Below are 22,916 nucleotides of genomic sequence, written 5' to 3' on the forward strand. Positions count from 1 at the left end.
GGTGGTTACGACACGGTCCAGAGGAGATAAAATTTTTGACTTTTTTAACATCGTGATTATTAGCATCATTGTTTTAATCGTTTTGTATCCGCTTTACTTTATCATTATCGCTTCGTTCTCCAGTCCTGATCTCGTGAACTCAGGTAATTTATGGCTGCTGCCCAAAGAGGTTTCATTCGAGGGGTATCTAAGAATTTTTAGAGAGGCTAGTATTTGGCGAGGTTTCTCTAACTCCATACTGTATACAGTAGTTGGAACATCTATTAACGTTGTATTGGTTTTGACAGCTGGGTATGCGCTCTCTCGAGCCGATTTAGCTGGCCGTAACATGTTCATGTTGATTATCGTATTCACGATGTTTTTCAGTGGAGGCTTGATTCCTAATTACTTGCTCGTTAAGAATTTAGGGATGCTTAACACGATGTGGGCGCTTGTAATCCCGAATGCAGTATCTGCCTACAACATCATCATTACACGGACCTTTTTCCAGGCAACAATACCGAATGAACTGCTCGAAGCCTCTAAAGTGGATGGCTGCTCGAACACGAGGTTTTTCCTCAGAATCGTACTTCCCTTATCATTGCCGATTGTTGCAGTGATGGTATTATTCAGTGCTGTTAGTCATTGGAATTCATACTTCAATGCACTCATTTATTTAAGAGATGATAACTTGTTTCCGTTACAAATAATTTTACGATCCATCCTCATTTCTAATGAAGTGTCTGAATCGATGAACCTCGACATGACGGATGTTGTTGCTCAGCAGCAAATTTCCGACTTGATGAAATATGGTGTGATTATAATCTCATCTTTGCCGGTACTCGTGTTGTACCCGTTTATGCAAAAGTATTTCGTCAAAGGGGTTATGATTGGCTCTGTTAAAGGTTAACCATTATGTAAACAAAGGGGATAAGACGATGAAGAAAAGAGTAGTAGGTAAAACAATGCTTACCATTATGATGGCTTCTGCACTTACGTTATCTGCATGTAGTAATAGTAATGGTGATGGTGCCTCTTCGGGTTCGGGTGGCAAGGTTGACGGTAATTTCAATGCAACTGGATTACCTATTGTGAAAGAAGCCGTGACATTAAAAATGGTTGGCGGTAAAGCGGCAACGACGAAAAACTTTGCGGAAATGCAGTTCTTTAAAGATCTAGAAGCTAAGACGAACGTAAAAGTGGACTGGGAACTAATCCCAGATACCAGTTTGGCAGAGAAAATCAACCTGTTATTTGCAAGCAACGAATTGCCAGACGCTTTCTATGGTCACTATATTTTACAAAATAATGAAGTGTTAAAGAACGGCGCTCAAGAGCTGTTAGCTCCATTAGAAAGTTATATTGACAAGTTAATGCCGAATTTCAAGAAAATTTTAGATGCGAACCCGAGCTTTGTTAAAGAACTTACAGCACCAGACGGACATATTTATTCACTACCAACCATTGATACAACCTATCCAACAGCGAAGGATGCTTTATTCATTAACAAAGCATGGCTGGACAAGCTTGGACTTGCTGTGCCGACAACGACAGAAGAATTCGCTAAGGTTCTTAAGGCCTTCAAAGATAACGATATGAACGGAAATGGTAAAAAAGATGAGATTCCATTCACCTTCCGCTATGACAATCAGAACCAAGGGTTATACTCAATGTTCGGATCATTCGGTCTAGTGGACCGCATGGATAAAGCAGCAAACCTGAACCATATTGCAATGAAAGAGGATAAGGTTACCTATACGGCAGTTCAACCAGAATATCGCAAAGCAATCGAATATTTTAACGGCTTGTTTAAACAGGATTTAATGGACAAAGAAGCATTCACACATGATAACAAAGTGTATCTTGCCAAAGTGAAGAGCAAAGAGAAGAACATCGGCGCATTTGTCGGTTGGTCTTTAACATCGATTTTCGGTGCAGAACAGTCTGATTTTATCGCACTTCCACCACTTAAAGGACCAGATGGATCACAACTTTGGGGACGTTTTAATGCCGGTATTTTAAGTAAAGGTGCATTTGCTGTTTCGTCTAAAAATAAAAATATCGAAGCTACAATTCGTTGGGCAGATCAAATGTACGATCCGAAAATAAGCGCACAAGCCAATAAAGGTGTCATTGGATTGAATCTGAAAGAAACAGCAGACGGCAAGCTTGAAGTAATACCTGCACCAGATGGTATGTCGAGTGATGAATTCAGACATAAGGAATCACCAGGCTCCAAGTCCTTATTCGCCATAACACCAGAAGTAAATAAGATGATAATTGCTACAGGCAAAAATAATGAAAAAGAGGCACTAGAAGCGCTGTATAAGCCATTCCAAGAGAAAAATATTTTCCCGAACATTTATTTCTCAAATGAGGAGAACGAGGAATTAGTGAAGTATTTAGCAGATATCGATTCGTATGTATCGAAGCAATACGCGAAGTGGCTGCTGCAAGGTGGTATTGATACAGAATGGGATGCTTACATCAAGAAGTTAAATGACATGGGCATGGATAAAATGATGAAGATTTACCAAGACGCTTACGATGGGTTTAAAGCGAAGTAGTAATCTCATATAGAAGGATCGAGCTTTCTCTATTCAAATGTGAAGAAGGAAGGGATGCATATGACGCAACCACAAGCTGTTATCTATTCTTTTGAAACCGGTCTTCCTTGCTCATTTACAACCAGTAAGAATTCAACCCTTCAAATAAGCACAAAACACTATAAAGATGGAGAAAGCTCGCTTCGTTGGGATTATTCATCAGGTGGAATAATGACGATAGAGGGGGCAATCGGGTTTACCCCTTTTGTTAGCAATGGCAGTGATCAGGCAAAAATGACGTTCTGCACGTGGATCTATAACGAAAAGCACACAGATGGTGAGATGAAATTCATTTTCGGACGAAATGGATCTTGTGACTGCTTCTTTACAATGGGTCTATCATTCACGGGCTGGCGGGCTGTGTGGGTGATGTATGAGCGTGACATGCAGGGGACGCCTTCCCTGGATATGAACACATTGAATATACATGCGCCTCATGGACTTGCGGGGGGGACCTTATATTTCGATCAAATGATGATGGCAACGCTTGTAGATCCGAGGTTTCCGACACGCGACCATCAAGTACCCTTTGTAAACCTTGAAGCGGATGTAGGTCCGAACAATCATTGGCTTAGCTTACAGTTGTTTCATGATGCTTATGACGAAGCACGTCAAAGTGGTTGGCAGTGCAATTCAAATCCAGAAAACACGAATTATGGAAGCGATATAGCTCGAATTATGAATCGATATGAACAATATGTATGGGATAAACGACCTTCTTTTACAAGACTCAGCATGGATGACCTGCGTAAACAGTTTGCTTCCTATGGAATCAAACGGGAAGGCGAGGGTATAAAGGGGAGATCTCTGGATCTCCCGTTTTTCGACAATTATCCAAAAGCATGTAAGGATGAGCTCAAACGTCTGACGAATTCCATCCAGGTGAAGGAATTTACGGAATTGATGCTTACGGTAGCTTTTGCTTATTGTGAAGCGGTGGAGCCAGAACATCAGAAGGAGCTAGCGAGAATATTCATTGATCTAGCCGATCATATGGTTGATCAAGGCTGGGCTACTGGTTCAGCACAAGGAACCGTTCATCATCTGGGGTATAATTTGCTGAACTACTATCCTGCGATATTCCTCATGCGAGACGTGCTGCAAAATGCGGGTAAACTCGATCAGATGCAGCAAGCCATGTTCTGGTACAGTGGGGCCGGTCGCATATTCATGGAGTTAAGTGAAGTTGAAGGTAATATTGATGTGTTCAATACGACACTATCGGGCATGTTCGCAAGCATTCTTTTGATAAATAATGAAAGGCAACAGGCGGCATTACTCGCGCGTTTTCGGGATTGGCTGAGCGTTTCGCTGCTTCCAGCTCGAGGATTACGTGCAGCCTATAAAATCGACGGATCCGCCTTCCATCACGTTCATCATTATCCTGCATATGCCATTGGTGGATTTACTGGGGTAGCTCCGATCGTTTATATGATGAGTGGGACGATGTTCCGAGTTGAAGAGATTGCTCATCGAACACTGCGGAAGGCACTCCTGATGATGCGATTATATAGTAATAAATATGAATGGCTAATCTCCCTTTCAGGACGGCATCCGACGGGAAAATGGGGGTTAGACATTGAGCCGTATCGTTACATGGCACTTGCGGGGCAACCTGATGGTAACGAAGATATTGACCGAGAGGTAGCATCTGCTTATCTACGATTACGTGAAGAGGGAACTGACGGAGAAACAGCGGAGATGTTAGCTAGCCTTGGGATCGCTGCGGAATCAGAGCCGAATGGTCACTGGACGATGAATTACGGATCACTAGCCATTCATCGCCGGGATCACTGGCTTGCTGGGGTACGCGGGCATAGTCGCTACTTGCTTGCTAATGAAACGTATTTGGACTGTAATTTGTATGGCAGATATATCACGTATGGTCACCTTCAAATTATGAAAAACGGCAATCCTGTCTCCAATGAAGCAAGCGGCTATGTGGCTGAAGGCTTTGATTGGAACCGTTGGCCGGGAACGACGACGATCCATCAACCATTTGACAAGCTGCGTTCCAACGTACGGAATGTAGATACATTTAGTGGGTTCGAGGAAATGCTGCTATCCGATGAGACTTTTGCAGGTGGACTTCACCTAGATAATCGTCACGGCTTGTTTGCGATGAAGCTGCATGAGCATCCTAAATATGATGGATCACATCGTGCACGTAAATCCTATTTCTTTTTTGGCAATCAAATCGTTTGCTTGGGCAGCGGTATTGAGAATAAGGACATGCATCATCAAACCGAAACAACGTTATTCCAGCTACATCTACCTGAACAAGGAATTCCTACTATCGTTAACGGAGTCGAGGTCACGGAGGATGTAGAGTTTGGGATGACATTTAGGGGCGAGCATGCTGTTTCCCTATTGGATCATCAAGGAGTTGGCTATTATGTGCCGAAAGGCCAGTGCTTGTATGTGAAGCGGGATTTGCAGTTATCCAAGCATCAGAAGAATGACTCTGATACGTCGGGGAGATTCGCCTCTGCATGGATCGATCACGGATGTGCACCACAAGGAGCTACATACAGTTATGCAATGATCATCGATATGAATCAAGAGCAAATGGAGCGCTTCACCGAGGAAATGACGGAAGAAATGAATGCCCCATACACAGTTCTTGAGCAGACAAACGCTGCACATATCGTACATGACCGAGCGACTGGCATTACGGCATACGCCCTTTTTGATAGCGGTGAGAATTATGAATTTGGAACTGTAGCCAGTGTTGATACACCTTGTATGCTCATGGAACAGAACGAAGGGGATAAGCTGAAGCTGAGTGTCGTAGATCCTGATTTACGATTGTATGAAGGTGTAGAGCAGGACCAGTACGATCACATGAATCAACAGGTGGAAGTCAGTGTATATTCCAGATCATGGGTGCATGCGGATAGCAAGAAGCATACGCTGCATGTCACACTGAAGGGCAGATGGAAACTTATTCAGGACATGGATCATGTGGCAGTGATGTCCTACGAAGATCATTCCACTTTAATCGCTGTTACTTGTCAAGATGCGATACCAGTCCAGCTGGAGCTAACGCAGGGTATACTAACTTGAGGTGTCATAAGATTTAAAATGATTAAGCTTACGTTGTTATGACGTAAGTTTTTTTGTTTTTGTCGTAAATTTATCTACTTTTTTAAGGAAGTTATTCAATTCTTTTCTAAACCGTTCCGAATTACAATTACAAGAACACATACCATTAGAGGCTTAAGTATTGCGGGGTGAGCGAATGAGTGAAGCGATGGTATTAATGGAAGGAATAGATAAGCATTTTCCTGGTGTACACGCCCTGGATCAATGTCGATTTGAGTTATTGCCTGGTGAAGTTCATGCGCTAGTTGGTGAGAACGGAGCTGGTAAATCAACCTTAATGAAGGTACTGACAGGTGTTTATCAGAAGGATAGTGGCCGTATTGCCTATAAAGGAAAGCCGGTTGAGATTCCGAACACGAGAACAGCTCAGAACTTAGGCATTAATATTATTCATCAAGAGCTTAATCTAATGCCGCATCTGACAGTCGCACAGAACATTTATATTGGACGAGAGCCACGTAGATTCATTCCCTTATTTCTGAATGAGAACCAGCTTAATAAACAGGTTGAGCAATTGTTCGCACGAATGAACCTCAAGATGGATCCACGTATGAAAGTATCGGAGCTAACGGTTGCTAAGCAACAAATGGTGGAAATCGCTAAGGCATTATCCTTCAATTCGCAGGTATTAATTATGGATGAGCCGACGGCCGCACTAACGAACACGGAGATAGAGGAATTATTTAGAATGATCGATCAGCTTCGGGATTCTGGCGTTGGGATCATTTATATTTCACATCGAATGGAAGAGCTTAAACGAATTTCAGATCGCATTACGGTTATGCGGGATGGCTGCTATATCGATACCGTTAAGACATCTGCTGTTACGATTGACCAGATTATATCGATGATGGTGGGACGCGAAATATATAAACAGGCGGATCATAAACCTGAGACGGAGAACAACGATATTGTATTAGAAGTGCAGAATCTGAAGCGGGGCAATGAAATCAAAGACGTTAGCTTCCATTTGAGAAAAGGAGAAATCCTAGGCTTTGCTGGTCTGATGGGCGCTGGGCGTACAGAAGTGGCACGTGCCATTTTTGGTGCAGATCGTTTAGATTCAGGGCAGATTAAGATTAGGGGACGCAAGGTACGAATCAATAGTCCTCATGACGCTGTTAAACAAGGCATAGGCTACCTTTCGGAAGACCGCAAACAGTTCGGGCTTATGGTAGATATGGATGTAAAGACCAATATTGCGATCACATCATTCGGAAAATTCAGACTACTAGGCTGGATGAACGAAAGTAAAATGGAGCAGACTGCGAAGCATTTTGTCGAGAAATTAAAGGTCAAAACACCAAATGTAGAACAGAAGGTTAGATTCTTGTCAGGCGGTAATCAGCAGAAGGTCGTCATCAGTAAATGGCTGGTTAGGGATAGTCAGATTCTCATATTTGATGAACCGACACGTGGCATTGATGTTGGGGCTAAAAGCGAAATCTATAAGCTTCTGAATGACTTAGCAGAACAGGGGAAATCGATCATCATGATTTCGTCGGAATTGCCCGAGATTCTACGCATGAGTCACCGTGTAATGGTCATGTGTGAAGGTAGAGTTACAGGTGAGCTTACTCACGAGGAAGCAACGCAAGAAGGAATTATGAAGTATGCAACAATGCGTATTACCTAGAGACTAACAGACTGGGGGCGTTTTATATGAAATTACCTGTCCTAACAAGACAAACCTCTGCGGGTATTTCTCCAACAGGAATATCTAAGGCCTCAGGAGCCACTCAGAAAATATTAGCCTTTGCGAGCTTAATCATACTGGTCATCTTCTTTACATTAGCCTCTAGCAATTTTTTTGTATTTGAGAATATTAAAGGGATTTTGCTTTCGACAGCGGTTATAGGTGTGCTTGCTCTAGGTTCCACCTTTGTCATCATTACGGGAGGAATTGATTTATCGGTAGGAACAGTAATGACCTTCTCCTCTGTGATGGCGGGAGTCTGTATCACCTATTGGAACTTGTCCATTCCTCTTGGTGTTATTGGAGGTATTGCGACAGGTGCCTTATGTGGACTTATCAGTGGTCTAGCAGTAGCCAAGCTAAAAATTCCACCCTTCATCGCAACACTCGCAATGATGATGATTACCAAAGGACTATCCCTTGTCATATCAGGGACCAAGCCAATCTATTTTCCAACCTCAGGGGTTGATCCAGTTACCGGAAAAGAGGTTCCGCTAGATATCACCTTTAATTCGATCTCCAATGGTTATATCACGAACGCGATTATTCCAGGTCTCGAAATTCCGAACGCAATTCTAATTTTCTTCGGGGTTGCCATTATAGCCGGCATTATTCTATCCAAGACGATTATCGGAAGGTACAACTTTGCATTAGGCAGCAATGAAGAAGCAACGCGACTATCCGGTGTTAACGTGAACTTCTGGAAGGTTACGATCTACACGATTACAGGTATATTTGCAGGTATTGCTGGGATCATGATGGCTTCAAGACTCAATTCTGCTCAGCCTGCACTTGGTCAAGGCTATGAACTGGAGGCAATTGCAGCGGTTGTTATTGGAGGGACTTCCTTAAGTGGCGGGGTTGGGACGATTCTCGGTACCGTTATTGGAGCGCTGATCATGAGTGTGCTGACGAATGGTTTACGTATATTGTCAGTTCCTCAAGAATGGCAGACGGTGATCGTTGGTTTAGTCGTCCTGTTCGCTGTATATGCAGATATCCTTCGTCGTCGCAAAAAGTAAAGGATTGTTAGATTCGGTATTACCTCCGTTATGGGGTCATATACAACTTTAATTAGTTAGGGGAGATCGGATTTGAAAAAGAAAGGTTTACTCATGCTCACTGCTTCAATGTTGCTTGCAGCAACCGTATTAAGTGCTTGCGGCTCTTCCAACACAGCATCAAGCGCAGCTCCAGCTGCAACTAAAGCACCGGAAGCAGCAGGTGAAATCTATATTCCTGTGATATCCAAAGGATTCCAACATCAGTTCTGGCAAGCTGTAAAGCAAGGTGCTGAGAAAGCAGCCAAGGAATTTAACGTTAAGATTTCTTTCGAAGGTCCAGAAACAGAGTCACAGGTGGATAAACAAATTGAAATGTTAACGACTGCTCTGGGCAAAAAGCCACAGGCTATTGCATTTGCAGCACTTGATAGTAAAGCGGCAGTTCCACTTCTCGAGAAAGCGAAGGCGGCTAATATTCCAGTAATCGGATTCGATTCTGGTGTTGATAGTGATATTCCGATCACAACTGCTGCAACGGATAGTAAAGCTTCTGCGGCATTAGCTGCTGACAAGATGGCTGAGTTGATTGGCAAAGAAGGCGAAGTCGCTCTTGTCGTTCATGACCAAACAAGCCGTACAGGTATGGATCGTCGGGATGGCTTCTTAGAGCAAATGAAAGCTAAATATCCGAATATTAAGATCGTAGATACACAATATGGTGGTGGTGATATTTTGAAATCCACTGACCTTGCCAAAGCAATCGTTCAAGCTCATCCAAACATCAAAGGAATATTCGGTGCGAACGAAGGTTCAGCAATTGGAGTTGTGAACGCGATAACGGAATTGAAGAAGAATGACAAGATTGTTGTCATTGGGTATGACTCAGGTAAACAACAAACAGATGCAATTCGCAGCGGTAAAATGGCTGGCGCAATTACCCAAGATCCAATTGGAATTGGTTACTGGTCAGTGAAAGCTGGAGTTATGGCAATTAAAGGTGAGAAGGTGGAGAAGAACATCGATACAGGCTTTCACTGGTATGACAAGACGAATATCGATTCACCTGAAATCAAAGCACTTTTATACGATTAATTACCTATTATAAGAATCATACGACTAAATAAATTTGAAGAGGCTGCCCACCCGGACAGCCTCTATTATTATTGTTTATGTGTAGATAGAGCCAGATAAAGGAATTGAATACTTTTTATTGAAAATAACAACAAGGATGAGATGTGCTAAGTAAGAGAATAGTTTGTTCTGTAAAATAAACCAATCACGAGGTAACGATATGTATAGAATTATCATCATAGACGATGAAGATGAAGTCAGAGAAGGCATCAAGCTCAAAACAGACTGGTCAGCATGTGGCTTCGAGCTTGTTGGCGATTATGATAATGGTCGGGATGCCCTAGAATTAATGGAATCGTTGCAGCCTGACGTCATTATTACGGATATTTGTATGCCGTTCATGGACGGTCTTGAACTGGCTGAGCGTGTTATGAATCAGTACCGGGATGTGAAGATCGTGATCGTAACGGGTTACGAGGATTTTGATTATGCCAAGAATGCCATTAAGCTCAAGGTGAAGGACTACCTCCTTAAACCTGTTAATTCCAAAGAGTTTACGAACTTCCTATACCAAATGAAAAAGGAACTCGATCAGGAGCGGCAGCAGACAGCAGACCTCAGTCATCTCAAAATTCAGCTTAACCAGAGCTTACCCTTACTCAGGGAACGATTCTTGGAAGGTATGGCAACAACCCGTTTAAAGCTAGATGAAATTAACCGTAAGTTTACCTATTTCAACTTAACACTTCCTGGACCGAATTATATAGCTTTAGTAGTGGATATCGATGAGATCATACGTGATACCGCTGATAATCCAGAAACGAAAGTCGAATTGTTACAATTCGCTGCATTCAATATCGTTCAGGAAATTTGCGAGAATGAAGCTGGCGGGATCGTGTTTCGGACCCGAGATAATAAAATCGCAGTCATGTTATCAGGAAATGCAGATGAGATCTCTATGAATGCACAGCTAGCAGCGGAACAACTAAAGCACAGCATTCATAAATACTTGAAATTAACGGTGACAGTGGGGATTGGAAGAACATGTTCGGATCTTCAGCATGTCTCAGGCTCGTTCCAAGAAGCGCTATCTGCGCTGGATTATCGATTTCTACTAGGTAAGAACAAGATTATTTCCATTCATGATTTGGAGTATGGTCAGGGAATTGATACGTCCACCTACAAGGATTGGGAGAAAAGACTACTGTCAGCAATGAAGACAGGGCGATGTAACCAGATCTCTCAAGAACTTAATGATTGGATCGATTACTTGAAGAGCACGAATACCACAATTGAACTATGTTATAGCTCGATCTATAAATTTATCGTTTCCTTAATGGATCTACTTATCGAAACAGGGATAGATAATTTGAAGCTACTAGGGGAAGATCCTTTCTCCCAAATTTCTTCAAAAAAGACGCTAGACGATGTGTTCCACTGGCTTGAGCAGACATGTCATCGTATTATTCTTGTTTTATCAGAGAAAAGAACCGATGTGAGTAAATCACAAATGGTCGCAGCTGAAGCTTATATTCGTGAGAATTATAGGAATGAGGATTTATCGTTGAATGACGTATGCAACCATATTTACTTGAGCACAAGCTACTTTAGTATGTTGTTTAAGCAGCATACAGGTGAAACCTTTGTTGAATTCTTGACTAGGTTCCGGTTAGGCAAAGCGAAGGAACTTCTATCTGCAACTGCAATGAAAACTTATGAAATCGCTTCTAGAGTAGGCTACAGTGATCCGCAGTATTTTAGCGTCATATTTAAACGTCATACAGGAATGACAACCAAAGAGTATCGATCGGCTATGAAGGAGGATCAATCGGTGTGAAATTCAGGAGTCCCTTGCAGTTCAAAAGTATCCATACGAGCTTTGCGATTGCCTTCTCCTGTCTTATTCTTTGTACGACTGTCATCCTAAGCTTTACCTCTTATCAGTTATCTGCAGATGCAGTAACAGAGAATTCACGTGATTATACGACAGAGTTAATCAATCAGGTGAATATCAACATTGAAACTTATATCGAGAACATGGAAAGTATCTCGACGCTTGCCCTCAGTAACGACAATCTAAAACGCTACTTATCGAATCCGAATACGGCTGAGAAAGACCAGCTTAGTAAGCAGGTTAGTAGCTTTTTTCAATCGATCGTGGAATCAAGGAATGATATTGCCTCCATTATGTTTGTTGATTCGAGTGGTGAAGCAGTGTCGGATCGTTCAGACGCGCAGGTTAAATCATATCCTGAATTATCAGGCCAAGAGTGGTATAAGCAAGCAATAGAAGCGCAAGGTAGAGTTGTGATATCTTCATCCCATGTTCAGCATATTTACCAGAAAGAATACAGATGGGTCGTTTCGATTAGCAGGCAATTAGACCTTGATAAGAATACTACTTCGAGTAGTGGTGTTCTACTTGTCGATTTGAATTACAACGTTATTAATGATTTAGCAAAGCAGATTCGCCTTGGTCAGAGGGGTTATGTGTTCATTGTTGATCCATTAGGTAATCTGATTTATCATCCCCAACAGCAAATCATATACACCGCGTTAAAGTCGGAAGAGATTCCGATGATCCTCAGTTCTCCAGATGGCTCAATTGTAGCGGGTAAGGGGAGCGACAGTAAAATATATACCATTCGAACGAATCGTTACGGATGGAAAGTGGTAGGGACAACCTATGCGGATGAGCTGATCGTGAATAAGAAGGAAATACAGTTCAATTCTGCCTTATGGGGGATCATTTGTTTAATTATTGCCCTTGCAATTTCAATCCTTCTTTCTTATACCTTAACGAAGCCCATTAAGAGACTTGATGCCCATATGAAAAAGGCGGAAAAAGGAGATTTTGACAACCGAGTTGAGATTGAGAGTTCGAATGAGATCGGGAAGCTGTCGCGAACCTTTAACCTTATGATTGGTAAAATCAAAGACCTCATGAATCAGATTGTTGAGGAGCAAGAAATGAAGAGAATCAGTGAATTGAAGGCACTGCAAGCACAGATTCAGCCTCATTTTTTATATAACACACTTGATTCGATCATATGGATGGCAGAGACGGGCAAGATGGATGAAGTTGTGGAGATGACATCTGCCTTATCTAAATTACTTCGTTCAAGCATTAGTAAGGGTGAGGAGTTAATCCCGATTGCAGTCGAGCTAGAGCATATTCATAATTACCTGACTATTCAAAATATAAGATACAGGAATAAATTTACCTATTCCATCGATGTAGACCCGAGTATTCATGAATGCAAAATACTTAAAATTATTTTACAGCCATTAGTTGAAAATGCAATTTATCATGGGATTAAGCACATGGCAGGGGTTAGTCATATACAGATTACGGGCAGAAGATATGAAGGTTATATTGAAATACAAGTGAGTGATGATGGGATTGGAATGAATGATGAACAGCTTCGGTATCTCATATCTCGAATTAATATGACGGAGGGTGTCAAGGGCGTAGGTATTCATAATGTAAATCACAGGATTAAACTATACTTTGGAAGGTCTTATGGTTTGACATTTGAAAGCGAATTGGAAGAAGGGACTACGGTTACCGTGCGTATTCCAGAACTGGAGGGAGAGGGATGAAGAAGAAGAAGGTGATTCAAATCGTCATTGTTGCTGTAATCGTCCTAACGGCCTCGGTGGGAGTGTTCATAAAGGTATCTCAAGAGCTCGCTTCTAATGAAAGACCGATCCTATTTGTGCCGAAGTTAATGGTTGATAAGCTGGAATTCTGGCAAGTCATGAATCAAGGGGTTATGACTGCTGCTAAAGAATATAAAGTTGAAGTGAAGATGCTGGGTACAGAGACGGAATCTGATATTGATGGTCAAATTGCGATTCTAGAGAAGGCGATAGAGGATAAGCCCAAAGCGATCATACTCGCAGCGAGTGACTATAACCGCTTAGTACCCGTAGCTGATAAAATTATAGATGCAGGAATTAAGCTAATTACAGTCGACTCTGGCCTCAATGGCGGCATATCCTCTAGTTTCATCGCAACAGATAACTATGCAGCTGGACTTAAAGCAGGACAATCACTGATCAAAGTCATACCGTCTGAAGCTACCATAGCCATAGTCAATTATGTGAAGGTTTCAGCTACAGCCATGGACCGAGAACGGGGTGTAAGAGACAGCTTAAGTAGCTATACGAATATTAAAGTTTTAGATACTGTTTATAGTGAAAGCTCAGCCCAAAAAGGATATGAGGTTGTCACCGAGTTATTGAAGAGTGAGCCGAGTATTACTGGGATTATAGGCCTCAATGAGCCCTCAGCTGTAGGAGCAGCTAGAGTGATTAAAGATAAGGGATTGGCTGGGAGAATTAAACTAATCGGATTCGATAGCTCAATGGACGAAATCGCCTTTCTCGAAGAAGGTGTTCTCCAGGCAACAGTCGTTCAAAAACCTTTTAACATGGGCTACCTAGCAGTCCAAACGGCGGTTCAAGTAACAAGCGGAGAGAAGGTTAACAGTAGCATCGACACTGGCTCAGAGGTAATAACGAAGGATAATATGTACACGAATGAGAATCAGAAATTACTGTTTCCTTTTGTGGAGTGAGGTGATAGTTCAAAGGTTCGTAACTGTGTCTCTAATAAAATCTCTTCTAGATCTCATGGCTCATAGGTTCTGGTTGGGGAGTTATTATGATCGCAATTCCCTTCTTAACCATTTGGTTGTTTGGTGGGTTAAAAGTAATTGGTGTAAGCCTGGATCAAACTGTCATATCAAACCTAATATACTGGATATATGAGGCCTTCTCTCTCATTCAAAGAAAGATTGTGATTAGGTTCAAACTTCCCGATTGGATAACGTAATTGTTCCACTTACTAATTCCTCCTATTCAGCTTAAGTGCATTCAGATCATTACCCCTTGAGCAACCTTTACAATAGATTCAAATCCCAAAATGCAATATACATTTATTCTCGGTCAGTGCTTTATTAATAATCTCGATTTGTTTGTCTAATTTCTTCATCAAGTCTGTTTTATTATATTCTAATCTTTCATATTGCCCTGATTGATCTTCTCCAGTTGTATAATAACTTCCTGTGAGCACTATGTTCTCTGGTGCAGGTTCAAACAAGTCAGACCATGCTTGAATGACTCTTCTAAATGTAATCAAGTTGTGCTCTCCTTCTACTATAGTTACTCCGTAATAATTCAATCCGTTGCCAGTCTCTTGCGTACTTGGATTCCAGCTAGGTATCCAGTTCAAGGAATCATTCATATATAGGATGAACTCATCTTCAAATGCTACATGATCTTCCTCGGGCAATCCCTCTCTATGTAAATCTCCTTTAGAATCCCACGAATAGTATGAAAAAGAGTCGTCATTAACGGTATTGGTATCTACAACAACAAATTGATGCTTTGGCATAATACGAATCTCCTCATTACTTTTAGTTTATTTTATCTAACGTTCGTGTGTTCACGACGTCCCATCGACTTAAAGCGACGAAGTCGCTGGACCGATGCGCTTAGTCGGTGCGGCTGATTCCTCTTCCTTACTACTGCCAATTGTATCACCGATTTCTCATCTAACTTCTGCAGGACCGAGGGCCGAATGGCCAGAAGTGTAAATAGGGTGTTATGTGAAGTCATATGCCAGCAGAGATCTGCCTACACATGCTTACTTCTTCACAATTGGAAAATATATATCTGTTATTGATTCTTCTGCTTCTGGCCCTTTATTTCTTTCATCATATATTTCAATGTTGTATTGATTAGCTAAATTGTATTCATTGTTTTTAAGCCATGTTGTATATAGATAATTATGAACTTGACCCGCATTTTCGGCAGGTCCTTTAAAGGTAAATACAATATAATCATTCTTTGGTAATTCTCTATAGACCATATCTTTTGGCAATTCTGTAGTTGCAGAGACCTCAACCCCAACAAAGTATTCGAATTTATCAGTTTCAGGATTATAATTCTCCGGATCAGTAGATAATCCAAAAACTTCTCTTGCATTAATGATATTATGTATTTCTGATTTTCTAACCATAAATTGTTCTGCAAGATTAATTGTCAGTCTGTTTTGTACATCCTCAAGCGTTACGTCACATGCCATTCCTACCAGTAATAATTCCTGTCTTTGAATCAATTTTGCTTCCATGAACATTCCTCCACTAAATGAGTTTGATATTTCACTTGTATTGGGTTTCATCTAACTCCACATATACGAACTACTCAAATTATCTCCATACAGAAGTATTCGCGTACTTCGATGTATTTCCTTTTAAATTTAAGATCTACACTTCCAACAAAAAGAACGCGAATAGCCCAGGTAGTGTATGTTACAATATATTTACATTTATGATATAGGAGTAGGTTGAATATGCAGAATATCACGATACTGGTAGCGGACGATGAGGTGGAGATCGCTGACCTGATCGCGTTACATTTGGAGAAAGAGAATTACAGGGTTATTAAAGCGCACGACGGCGAGGATGCTGTACGTGTCATTCAATCGCAGCCGATTGATTTAGCAATATTAGATATTATGATGCCAAAGATGGATGGTTATGAGGTAACCCGTCAAATTCGCGAACAACACCATATGCCGATTATTTTTGTAAGTGCCAAAACTTCAGATTTCGATAAAATAACAGGGTTAGTAATAGGGGCGGACGATTATATGACCAAGCCGTTTAACCCGATGGAGCTCGTTGCTCGTGTGAATGCTCAGCTTAGGCGCTCCTTGCATATGAGTCAACCTCTAGCAGTCGATCACGCAGTTCTTGAAGCTGGCGGACTGACAATTGATAATGAACAGCGGAGAGTAACACTATATGGCAAGGAAATTGAACTTACACCCAAAGAGTTTAGTATCTTGTATTTACTTGCAAGTCATCCTAAGAAGGTCTTTAGTGTAGAGAATATTTTTGAGCATGTGTGGGGCGAAGTCTACTTTGAAGGTGGCAATACGGTCATGGTGCACATCCGTGCATTAAGGAAGAAGCTTGGGGATGATACTAACAAGAACAAGCTAATTAAAACTGTATGGGGAGTAGGGTACTCGTTCAATGGCTAGAATGTTACGAAGCTTTCGTTCCAAAGTGGTCCTGCTATTCGGCATTAGTACGCTGTTATCTGCAGGGATTACCTACATGCTCTATAAAATACTACAGTACTATTATCATGAAAATGTTCAAGTTGGAGATTCATGGGATTATTTGCGTAGGTTCATCTTTAAGGTTGGGGATATTAATTTCTTCATCATCATATTTATCCCGCTAGCGATCTTCTTATTCTTTATTCTCACCAAGCCATACTTAGCCTATTTTAAAACCATTTCGAATGGTATTCATCAGCTTGCAAGTGGGAATTTTGATAATCGCGTTCATATTTCATCTTATGATGAGTTTAGTGATATTGCAGAGGACATTAACTTGGCAAGTCAGAAGCTCCAGCAGGCTATTGAAAAAGGATATTTTGCCGAAACAAGTAAGGATCAATTAGTCGTTAACTTGGCTCATGATTTGCGCACGCCGTTAACTTCTGTGGTAGGTTATTTGGGGCTGGTTCTTCAGGATGATGGATTGACAGAGGATCAGAAGAAACATTTTACGAATATCGCTTTTACCAAGTCCAAACGTCTAGAGAAGCTTATTGATGAATTGTTCGAGATCACAAAGGTCAACTATGGTAAGCAGACACTACGTCCAACGCCGATTAATATCAGTCAACTGCTGTTGCAAGTTAACGAGGAACTGTATCCGATTGTTGAAAGTAATGGACTGAGTACAAGGCTGAATATTGCTCCAAATTTACCTACAGTTGGTGATGGAGAGCTGCTTGCGCGTGTATTTGAGAATTTGCTAAGCAATGCCGTGAGGTATGGGAGTGATGGTCAATTTGTCGATCTAACGGGTAAGCTTGAAGAAGGCTACGTGATTGTACAGGTTGTGAATTATGGGAATCCGATAGTGGCAGAAGATTTGCCCTATTTATTTGATATGTTCTATACCAGTGATCAAGCACGCACTCATCAGGGGGGAAGTACAGGGCTTGGTTTGTATATTGCTAAGAATATTGTGGAACAGCATGGCGGAACCATTACGGTTGAAAGCAGCCTGATTCGGACTCTGTTTGAAGTAAGATTGCCTGTTAATAGCTAAACTTTAAGAAAATCTTTAAACTTGCCCTGCTATTTTGTTAAAATGTTTCTCTTATTCTATTCTTAATAAGAATTAGGGAGCGAATTAATGATGAAGAAATGGGCATTTATCCTATTACTAGCCATCTCTTTGTGGCTTTTTGCTACGAATAGAGTACCTATCTTGGAGAAGGTTGTAGAGTTTCCTGAAGTATCTAATACGGAGCAAGATCATCAAACTGATGAACTAGTTTCTAAGAATACGCGTAAGCAGCAGATCACCAATAATCAGATCCACGAAGGCAATCTGTTGCTCGTGAATCGGGAATATCCGATTGATGAAGATGCGATTAAATCGGATGTTATTCGTCTAGTTGAACATAAAGAGTTAGTAAAAGGATATAGCTTGCTCGATAATAGCATCCGCTTGTCAGAGGATGTGGCTCGTAAGTTTATGAAGATGATAGCTGCAGCTAACCGAGATGGGGTTAATGGCTTCTTAATTAACAGCGGATTTAGGGACTTAGATGAACAGAAACAGCTCTATAAGGAGCTGGGTGCTGATTATGCGATGCCGGCAGGTTATAGTGAACATAATCTAGGTTTATCGATTGATATAGGCTCCTCACAGACGAAGATGGAGCAAGCGCCCGAAGGTAAATGGCTCAAGAAGAACGCATGGAAATATGGCTTTGTGATGCGATATCCTCAGGATAAAGTAGAGATCACAGGTATTCAATATGAACCCTGGCATTTCCGTTATGTCGGTTTACCTCACAGCGCGATTATGCAGGAGAATAATTTTGTACTAGAAGAGTACTTAGATTATTTGCGCGAAAATCAAACGATTTCGACTGTTATCGAAGGGGAAGAATTCCGTATTTCCTATCAATCTCTTTCTAAGAAGAGGGATATTGAGTTGCCTGAGAATCGTGACTATGATATTTCAGGAGACAATAGGGGTGGCGTTATTATAACGGAGTATTCCAAGTAATTCTAAATATTGTTATTCCAAGTCGAATCTACTGAGTGATATAATTTGAACATATAGTAATAGCAACAGGTATGGTAGCAGGTAGTAATCTGTTGTTATTTGAAGTGAGGATTGTTTATCAGCCTAGAAGGGATGTTAAGATATGACATACAAAATGATTGTACTAGACTTAGACGATACACTACTGCAAGATGACCACTCTATTGCACCACGTACCAAGCGTGCATTAATGGATGCACAAGAGGCAGGTGTTAAGGTTGTACTTGCATCCGGCCGACCTACATTTGGAATGGTGGATATCGCCAAGGAACTAGAGTTAGAGAAATACGGAAGCTTCATTCTATCATTTAACGGTGCCAAAATTATAAACTGCCAAACAGGCGAAGAGTTATTTAGCAGCACATTACCAGTAGAAACGGTTCAAGCATTATATGAGATTAGTAAAGCAGAAGATGTATGGATTCATACCTACATGGGCAATGACATCATCACGGAAGAGAATAATGAGTACACAGAGATTGAACGTGAGATTACGGGAATGAGAATAGTCGAGGTTGAGAGTTTTGTCCAAACCGTTCAAGAGCCTGTTGTCAAAACATTAATGGTAGGACATCCTGATCGACTTGTTAGTCTCGAAAAGAAACTTCAAGAACAGTTGGCAGGCCAGCTAAGTGTTATGCGCTCTAAACCATTCTTCATCGAGTTCACAGAGAATGGTGTCGATAAAGGAACTAGCTTGCATCATCTTGCGCAGCAGCTTGGTATTAAACAAGAAGAGGTTATTGCTATTGGTGATAGCTATAATGACATTGCAATGATTAAGTATGCAGGACTAGGTGTAGCAATGGGGAACGCGCCTGATGATATCAAAGAAATAGCTAATTATGTGACCGATACAAATAAGAATGACGGGGTTGCTAAGGTAGTAGAAGAATTTATTCTGAAAAAAGAGGTCTCTTTATAAAAGTGAAGCAGAGATTGCCCCGCTTGGGAATCTTGCAAATGGGATACTATTTAACCGGATTCTCTCCCGTTAATTTCATACATTCATGACAATAGATTAGAATAACTGGAAATCTTCCCTATATTTCAATAGGTGCGGCTTCTTAGATAGCAAAACTTTTTGAATAACAGGAGGATTTCCGGTTAATCCTTGAAAAAAGCCAGATTTGCCGACATTAACATGATTTTATCCTGTTAATGATTCTGTTAATGATTATACGCTGACCGCTGCCCAGCGCTTATCCGCTCTACCCGCGCTGCCCTTAAATAGACAATTCTATTTGAGGGCAGCTCCTTTTTTTATAGATGATGAAATCAAGGTAACCAATAAATAATTGTTAGACTAAATTAGTAGACTATTCAAACAGAATTTACTAAGTTATAATAAACAGCATAAATCTAGGAGGTGTTCGATATGTCAGTCAATCAAATGATCGCAATCGAAATGAACAATAATATAAGGAACGGTAGAGTGATACGCGCGTAATGCGCTAGTAAAGTAAGTAATCATTACGCACTTGACGTGACGTATCATCTGCCCGAAAGGCGGATACAAGAATGAATCATTTACGTACGTCACAAGTTTATATCATGATGATGTTTATGCTTTCCCTAGCTAATAGTACGATCTTTACAACCTATGCCATCTACTATGTCACAGAGCTTGGGCTAAGCCCATTACAACTTGTTCTTGTGGGGACAGTTTTGGAATTAACAGTGCTCTTATTTGAAGGAATTACGGGTGTTGTTGCGGATACATACAGCAGACGTATATCGATTATTATCGGTATGTTTATCCTGGGTAGTGGGTTTATATTAGAAGGTAGTATACTGTGGATCGCGGATTGGAGCTCCTTAATCCCTGTATTCATCTGGCTGCTCATTTCGCAAGTCATATTTGGCATTGGCTGGACCTTCGTGAGCGGAGCGGATTCCGCTTGGATTGTAGATGAGCTTGGAGAAGATCAAGTCGGTCAAGTATTCATGCGCTCGCAGCGTATTTCACTAATAGGTACTTTATTTGGTATTGGAATAAGTGTGGGATTGTCGATTATCGCACCCAACTTACCTTATTTGATAGGCGGTCTTATGCATGTAGGATTAGGCTGTTTCTTGATTGTATTCATGAAAGAGACCAAGTTTGTTCGACAAGAGCGAGCCGCTAATTCTTCACCTTTGAAAGAAATGGGCAACACATGGCTGACAGGTGCGAAGGTAGTTCGTCGAAGTCCACTTTTGATTATTCTAATCGCGGTCACTTTGTTCAGTGGTGCGGCATCGGAAGGGTACGATCGTTTGTGGGAAACTTATCTTATTCATGACATCGGTTTTCCTCAGGGCTATTCCTTCTCGATGGCGGTATGGTTTGGGATCATTGCTGCTATTTCGACGCTTATCGGGATCGTTGCAGTACAGTTTACGGAAAAAAGAGTCGATATGAGCAGCAAACGGATGATATCAGTGGCCATGTTTATTCTGACTGGAGCACGTATTGCCGCAATCGTGTCGCTTGCCCTATCACCTAACTTCGTATGGGCGATTATTTCCGTATTAGCTGTTAAAGTGATAGGCATGATCAACTCACCCATTTACAACACATGGCTCAATATGAATATTGAGAGTAAGACAAGGGCTACCGTTCTATCCATGGTTAGTCAGTCGGATGCGTTCGGTCAGACGGCAGGCGGACCAATGGTTGGCTGGATTGGTAGTCGAATTTCGATACGCGCCTCACTTGTGGCGTCGAGTCTATTACTCGTCCCTATTATGATCGTATTCGGTAAAATATTACGGAAGAGCAGGCCGTGAACTTAGTATGAGTTAAGCACAAGCTAGGTTACACCTGCTTGTTTAGATTCGGTATATGAGAAAGAGGATACTTCACATGAAGTATCCTCTTTCCTATTGTAATCCTGATAATCCTTAATCCAATTATACGTGTTTCTTTGCAGTCTCAGCTCTATTGAATAATACCTTCATCATTGGTGGTGTAACAATAGTTGTTACCAAGATCACGATGACGATGATGGCAAACATATCTTTACTGAGTAGAGCGGATTCTAGCCCCATTGCCGCTATGATGAGCGCCACCTCTCCACGAGAAACCATCGCTGCACCTACACCGAGTGAACTCCCCCAGCTGAATCCAGCTAATCTTGCACCTAATGCCGAGCCAATGAGCTTTGTAAGGATAGCTAATATACTCAAGATTACTATAAGGCCAATATTTTGGGTTATGCCGGCAAATTCAGCAGTTACCCCGATGGATGTGAAGAAGACGGGAACAAAAATCGAGTAACTGATCGTTTCAACCTTTTCAAATACTTCATGCTTGTATTTCGTTAAGCTAATAGATACACCTGCAATGTAAGCTCCGATAATCCCTGCTATACCTGCATATTCAGCTAGAAGAGCGAACACAAAGCAAATAATGAGACCTGCTGAAATGACAGCCTCTGAAACACGTAACGGTGCGAATTTCTTCAGCACCCAAGGTACTACTTTCCAAGCGAGAAGGATAGCGATTGCAAAGAAGGCTACTTTTTTCAGAACAACCATTCCTAGATTGGCATCTCCGCCTGCAAAGCTCATGACAAAGGCTAGAGCAATAATGACAAGAATGTCATCAATAACAGCGGCTCCTAGAATAGTTGTTCCTTCTTTAGATTTGAGCTTATTCATTTCTTTAAGCGCTTGTACAGAGATGCTGACACTTGTGGCTGAAAGTAATAATCCGAGGAAGATAGACTCTATTTGAGGAAGACCGATGACGATACCTGCCAAATAGCTTAATACAAATGGGACTACAATTCCAAGTATGCCCACATAAGTGGATGCCTTTCCTGTCCGTTTCAACTCGTCCGTATCGGTTTCTAATCCTGCGATGAACATCAACAAAATAACACCGATTTGGCTTATTTCTTGAAGAATATCTGTGCTATTTACGATACCTAGTAGGGAAGGTCCTAAGACAATACCGATGAGTAATTTACCAAGCACAGAGGGTTGACCTAATTTAACACTGATATCACCAGCGATTTTAGATGCAACAAGGATAATAGCTAATTGAAAAATAAGCATAATTGTTAAATCCCCCTTTCGTATTCGTGATCTATTAGATTTTCATGGCAACACAAAAAGAGCATATCAAATACACAATTTGCATAAAAAGATTGCAAACCGTGATGACAGGCTCCTCCGATTATAGTATTCAATTTGTCATTACCAGTAATCTTATACGTTTAGTACTATATTATGGTTTCGAAAATTTTCAATAGCTATTCACATATAATTAGATATTTGTCACAAAAAATATAGACATTGTATAATACCGGTA

17 protein-coding genes are annotated in these 22,916 nt (G+C 41.2%); 14 read left to right on the forward strand and 3 right to left on the reverse strand.

The features are described 5' to 3' along the window. Nucleotide 1: 1 nt before the first annotated feature. From AC1DOK_RS04085 to AC1DOK_RS04125, 9 genes are all read left to right on the forward strand, one after another. Nucleotides 2–889 (forward strand): carbohydrate ABC transporter permease, encoded by an 888-nt coding sequence (locus tag AC1DOK_RS04085; protein ID WP_477552953.1) that lies wholly within the window; start codon nucleotides 2–4, stop codon nucleotides 887–889. A gap of 28 nt (nucleotides 890–917) precedes the next feature. Beyond that, the gene (locus AC1DOK_RS04090) at nucleotides 918–2,546 is read left to right on the forward strand and encodes an extracellular solute-binding protein (protein WP_477552954.1); all 1,629 of its coding nucleotides are present in this window, start codon (nucleotides 918–920) and stop codon (nucleotides 2,544–2,546) included. A gap of 60 nt (nucleotides 2,547–2,606) precedes the next feature. Then, nucleotides 2,607–5,651 carry a chondroitinase family polysaccharide lyase gene (locus AC1DOK_RS04095; RefSeq protein WP_477552955.1) on the forward strand — a complete coding sequence of 1,015 codons (3,045 nt, stop codon included), beginning with the start codon at nucleotides 2,607–2,609 and terminating at the stop codon, nucleotides 5,649–5,651. Nucleotides 5,652–5,826: 175 nt separating this feature from the next. Continuing rightward, on the forward strand, nucleotides 5,827–7,326 hold the full coding sequence (locus AC1DOK_RS04100) for a sugar ABC transporter ATP-binding protein (protein WP_477552956.1): 1,500 nt from the start codon (nucleotides 5,827–5,829) through the stop codon (nucleotides 7,324–7,326). A 26-nt stretch (nucleotides 7,327–7,352) separates the two neighbouring features. Next, the gene (locus AC1DOK_RS04105) at nucleotides 7,353–8,408 is read left to right on the forward strand and encodes an ABC transporter permease (RefSeq protein WP_477552957.1); all 1,056 of its coding nucleotides are present in this window, start codon (nucleotides 7,353–7,355) and stop codon (nucleotides 8,406–8,408) included. Nucleotides 8,409–8,480: 72 nt separating this feature from the next. After that, on the forward strand, nucleotides 8,481–9,482 hold the full coding sequence (locus AC1DOK_RS04110) for a substrate-binding domain-containing protein (protein ID WP_477552958.1): 1,002 nt from the start codon (nucleotides 8,481–8,483) through the stop codon (nucleotides 9,480–9,482). A gap of 199 nt (nucleotides 9,483–9,681) precedes the next feature. Continuing rightward, nucleotides 9,682–11,298, forward strand: a complete 1,617-nt coding sequence (locus AC1DOK_RS04115; RefSeq protein WP_477552959.1) for a response regulator — start codon at nucleotides 9,682–9,684, stop codon at nucleotides 11,296–11,298. Then, on the forward strand, nucleotides 11,295–13,064 hold the full coding sequence (locus AC1DOK_RS04120; protein ID WP_477552960.1) for a cache domain-containing protein: 1,770 nt from the start codon (nucleotides 11,295–11,297) through the stop codon (nucleotides 13,062–13,064). Before AC1DOK_RS04115 ends, AC1DOK_RS04120 begins: the two co-directional genes overlap by 4 nt. Beyond that, nucleotides 13,061–14,044 carry a substrate-binding domain-containing protein gene (locus tag AC1DOK_RS04125; protein ID WP_477552961.1) on the forward strand — a complete coding sequence of 328 codons (984 nt, stop codon included), beginning with the start codon at nucleotides 13,061–13,063 and terminating at the stop codon, nucleotides 14,042–14,044. Before AC1DOK_RS04120 ends, AC1DOK_RS04125 begins: the two co-directional genes overlap by 4 nt. Before the next feature lie 335 nt (nucleotides 14,045–14,379). On the opposite strand, the gene AC1DOK_RS04130 is transcribed toward AC1DOK_RS04125, so the two are convergent. After that, nucleotides 14,380–14,862 carry a hypothetical protein gene (locus AC1DOK_RS04130; RefSeq protein ID WP_477552962.1) on the reverse strand — a complete coding sequence of 161 codons (483 nt, stop codon included), beginning with the start codon at nucleotides 14,860–14,862 and terminating at the stop codon, nucleotides 14,380–14,382. 252 nt (nucleotides 14,863–15,114) lie between these two features. Next, on the reverse strand, nucleotides 15,115–15,600 hold the full coding sequence (locus tag AC1DOK_RS04135) for a GyrI-like domain-containing protein (RefSeq protein ID WP_477552963.1): 486 nt from the start codon (nucleotides 15,598–15,600) through the stop codon (nucleotides 15,115–15,117). 222 nt (nucleotides 15,601–15,822) lie between these two features. Between AC1DOK_RS04135 and AC1DOK_RS04140 the strand changes: the two genes are divergently transcribed. The 5 genes from AC1DOK_RS04140 to AC1DOK_RS04160 all read left to right on the forward strand — a co-directional run bounded on the left by AC1DOK_RS04140 (nucleotide 15,823) and on the right by AC1DOK_RS04160 (nucleotide 21,388). Continuing rightward, nucleotides 15,823–16,518 carry a response regulator transcription factor gene (locus tag AC1DOK_RS04140; protein WP_477552964.1) on the forward strand — a complete coding sequence of 232 codons (696 nt, stop codon included), beginning with the start codon at nucleotides 15,823–15,825 and terminating at the stop codon, nucleotides 16,516–16,518. Beyond that, nucleotides 16,511–17,605 carry a sensor histidine kinase gene (locus tag AC1DOK_RS04145; protein ID WP_477552965.1) on the forward strand — a complete coding sequence of 365 codons (1,095 nt, stop codon included), beginning with the start codon at nucleotides 16,511–16,513 and terminating at the stop codon, nucleotides 17,603–17,605. Before AC1DOK_RS04140 ends, AC1DOK_RS04145 begins: the two co-directional genes overlap by 8 nt. Nucleotides 17,606–17,695: 90 nt before the next feature. Next, entirely contained in the window at nucleotides 17,696–18,577 is an 882-nt protein-coding gene (locus tag AC1DOK_RS04150) for a M15 family metallopeptidase (protein WP_477552966.1), read from the forward strand. A 142-nt stretch (nucleotides 18,578–18,719) separates the two neighbouring features. Beyond that, nucleotides 18,720–19,541, forward strand: coding sequence for a Cof-type HAD-IIB family hydrolase (locus AC1DOK_RS04155; protein WP_477552967.1), 822 nt, complete (start codon nucleotides 18,720–18,722; stop codon nucleotides 19,539–19,541). A 596-nt stretch (nucleotides 19,542–20,137) separates the two neighbouring features. Beyond that, nucleotides 20,138–21,388 (forward strand): MFS transporter, encoded by a 1,251-nt coding sequence (locus AC1DOK_RS04160; RefSeq protein ID WP_477552968.1) that lies wholly within the window; start codon nucleotides 20,138–20,140, stop codon nucleotides 21,386–21,388. A 123-nt stretch (nucleotides 21,389–21,511) separates the two neighbouring features. Here AC1DOK_RS04160 and AC1DOK_RS04165 read toward each other — a convergent pair whose 3' ends face one another. Further along, nucleotides 21,512–22,660 carry a cation:proton antiporter gene (locus AC1DOK_RS04165; RefSeq protein WP_477552969.1) on the reverse strand — a complete coding sequence of 383 codons (1,149 nt, stop codon included), beginning with the start codon at nucleotides 22,658–22,660 and terminating at the stop codon, nucleotides 21,512–21,514. Nucleotides 22,661–22,916 lie beyond the last annotated feature (256 nt).

Source organism: Paenibacillus sp. P5_B5, assembly GCF_056400365.1.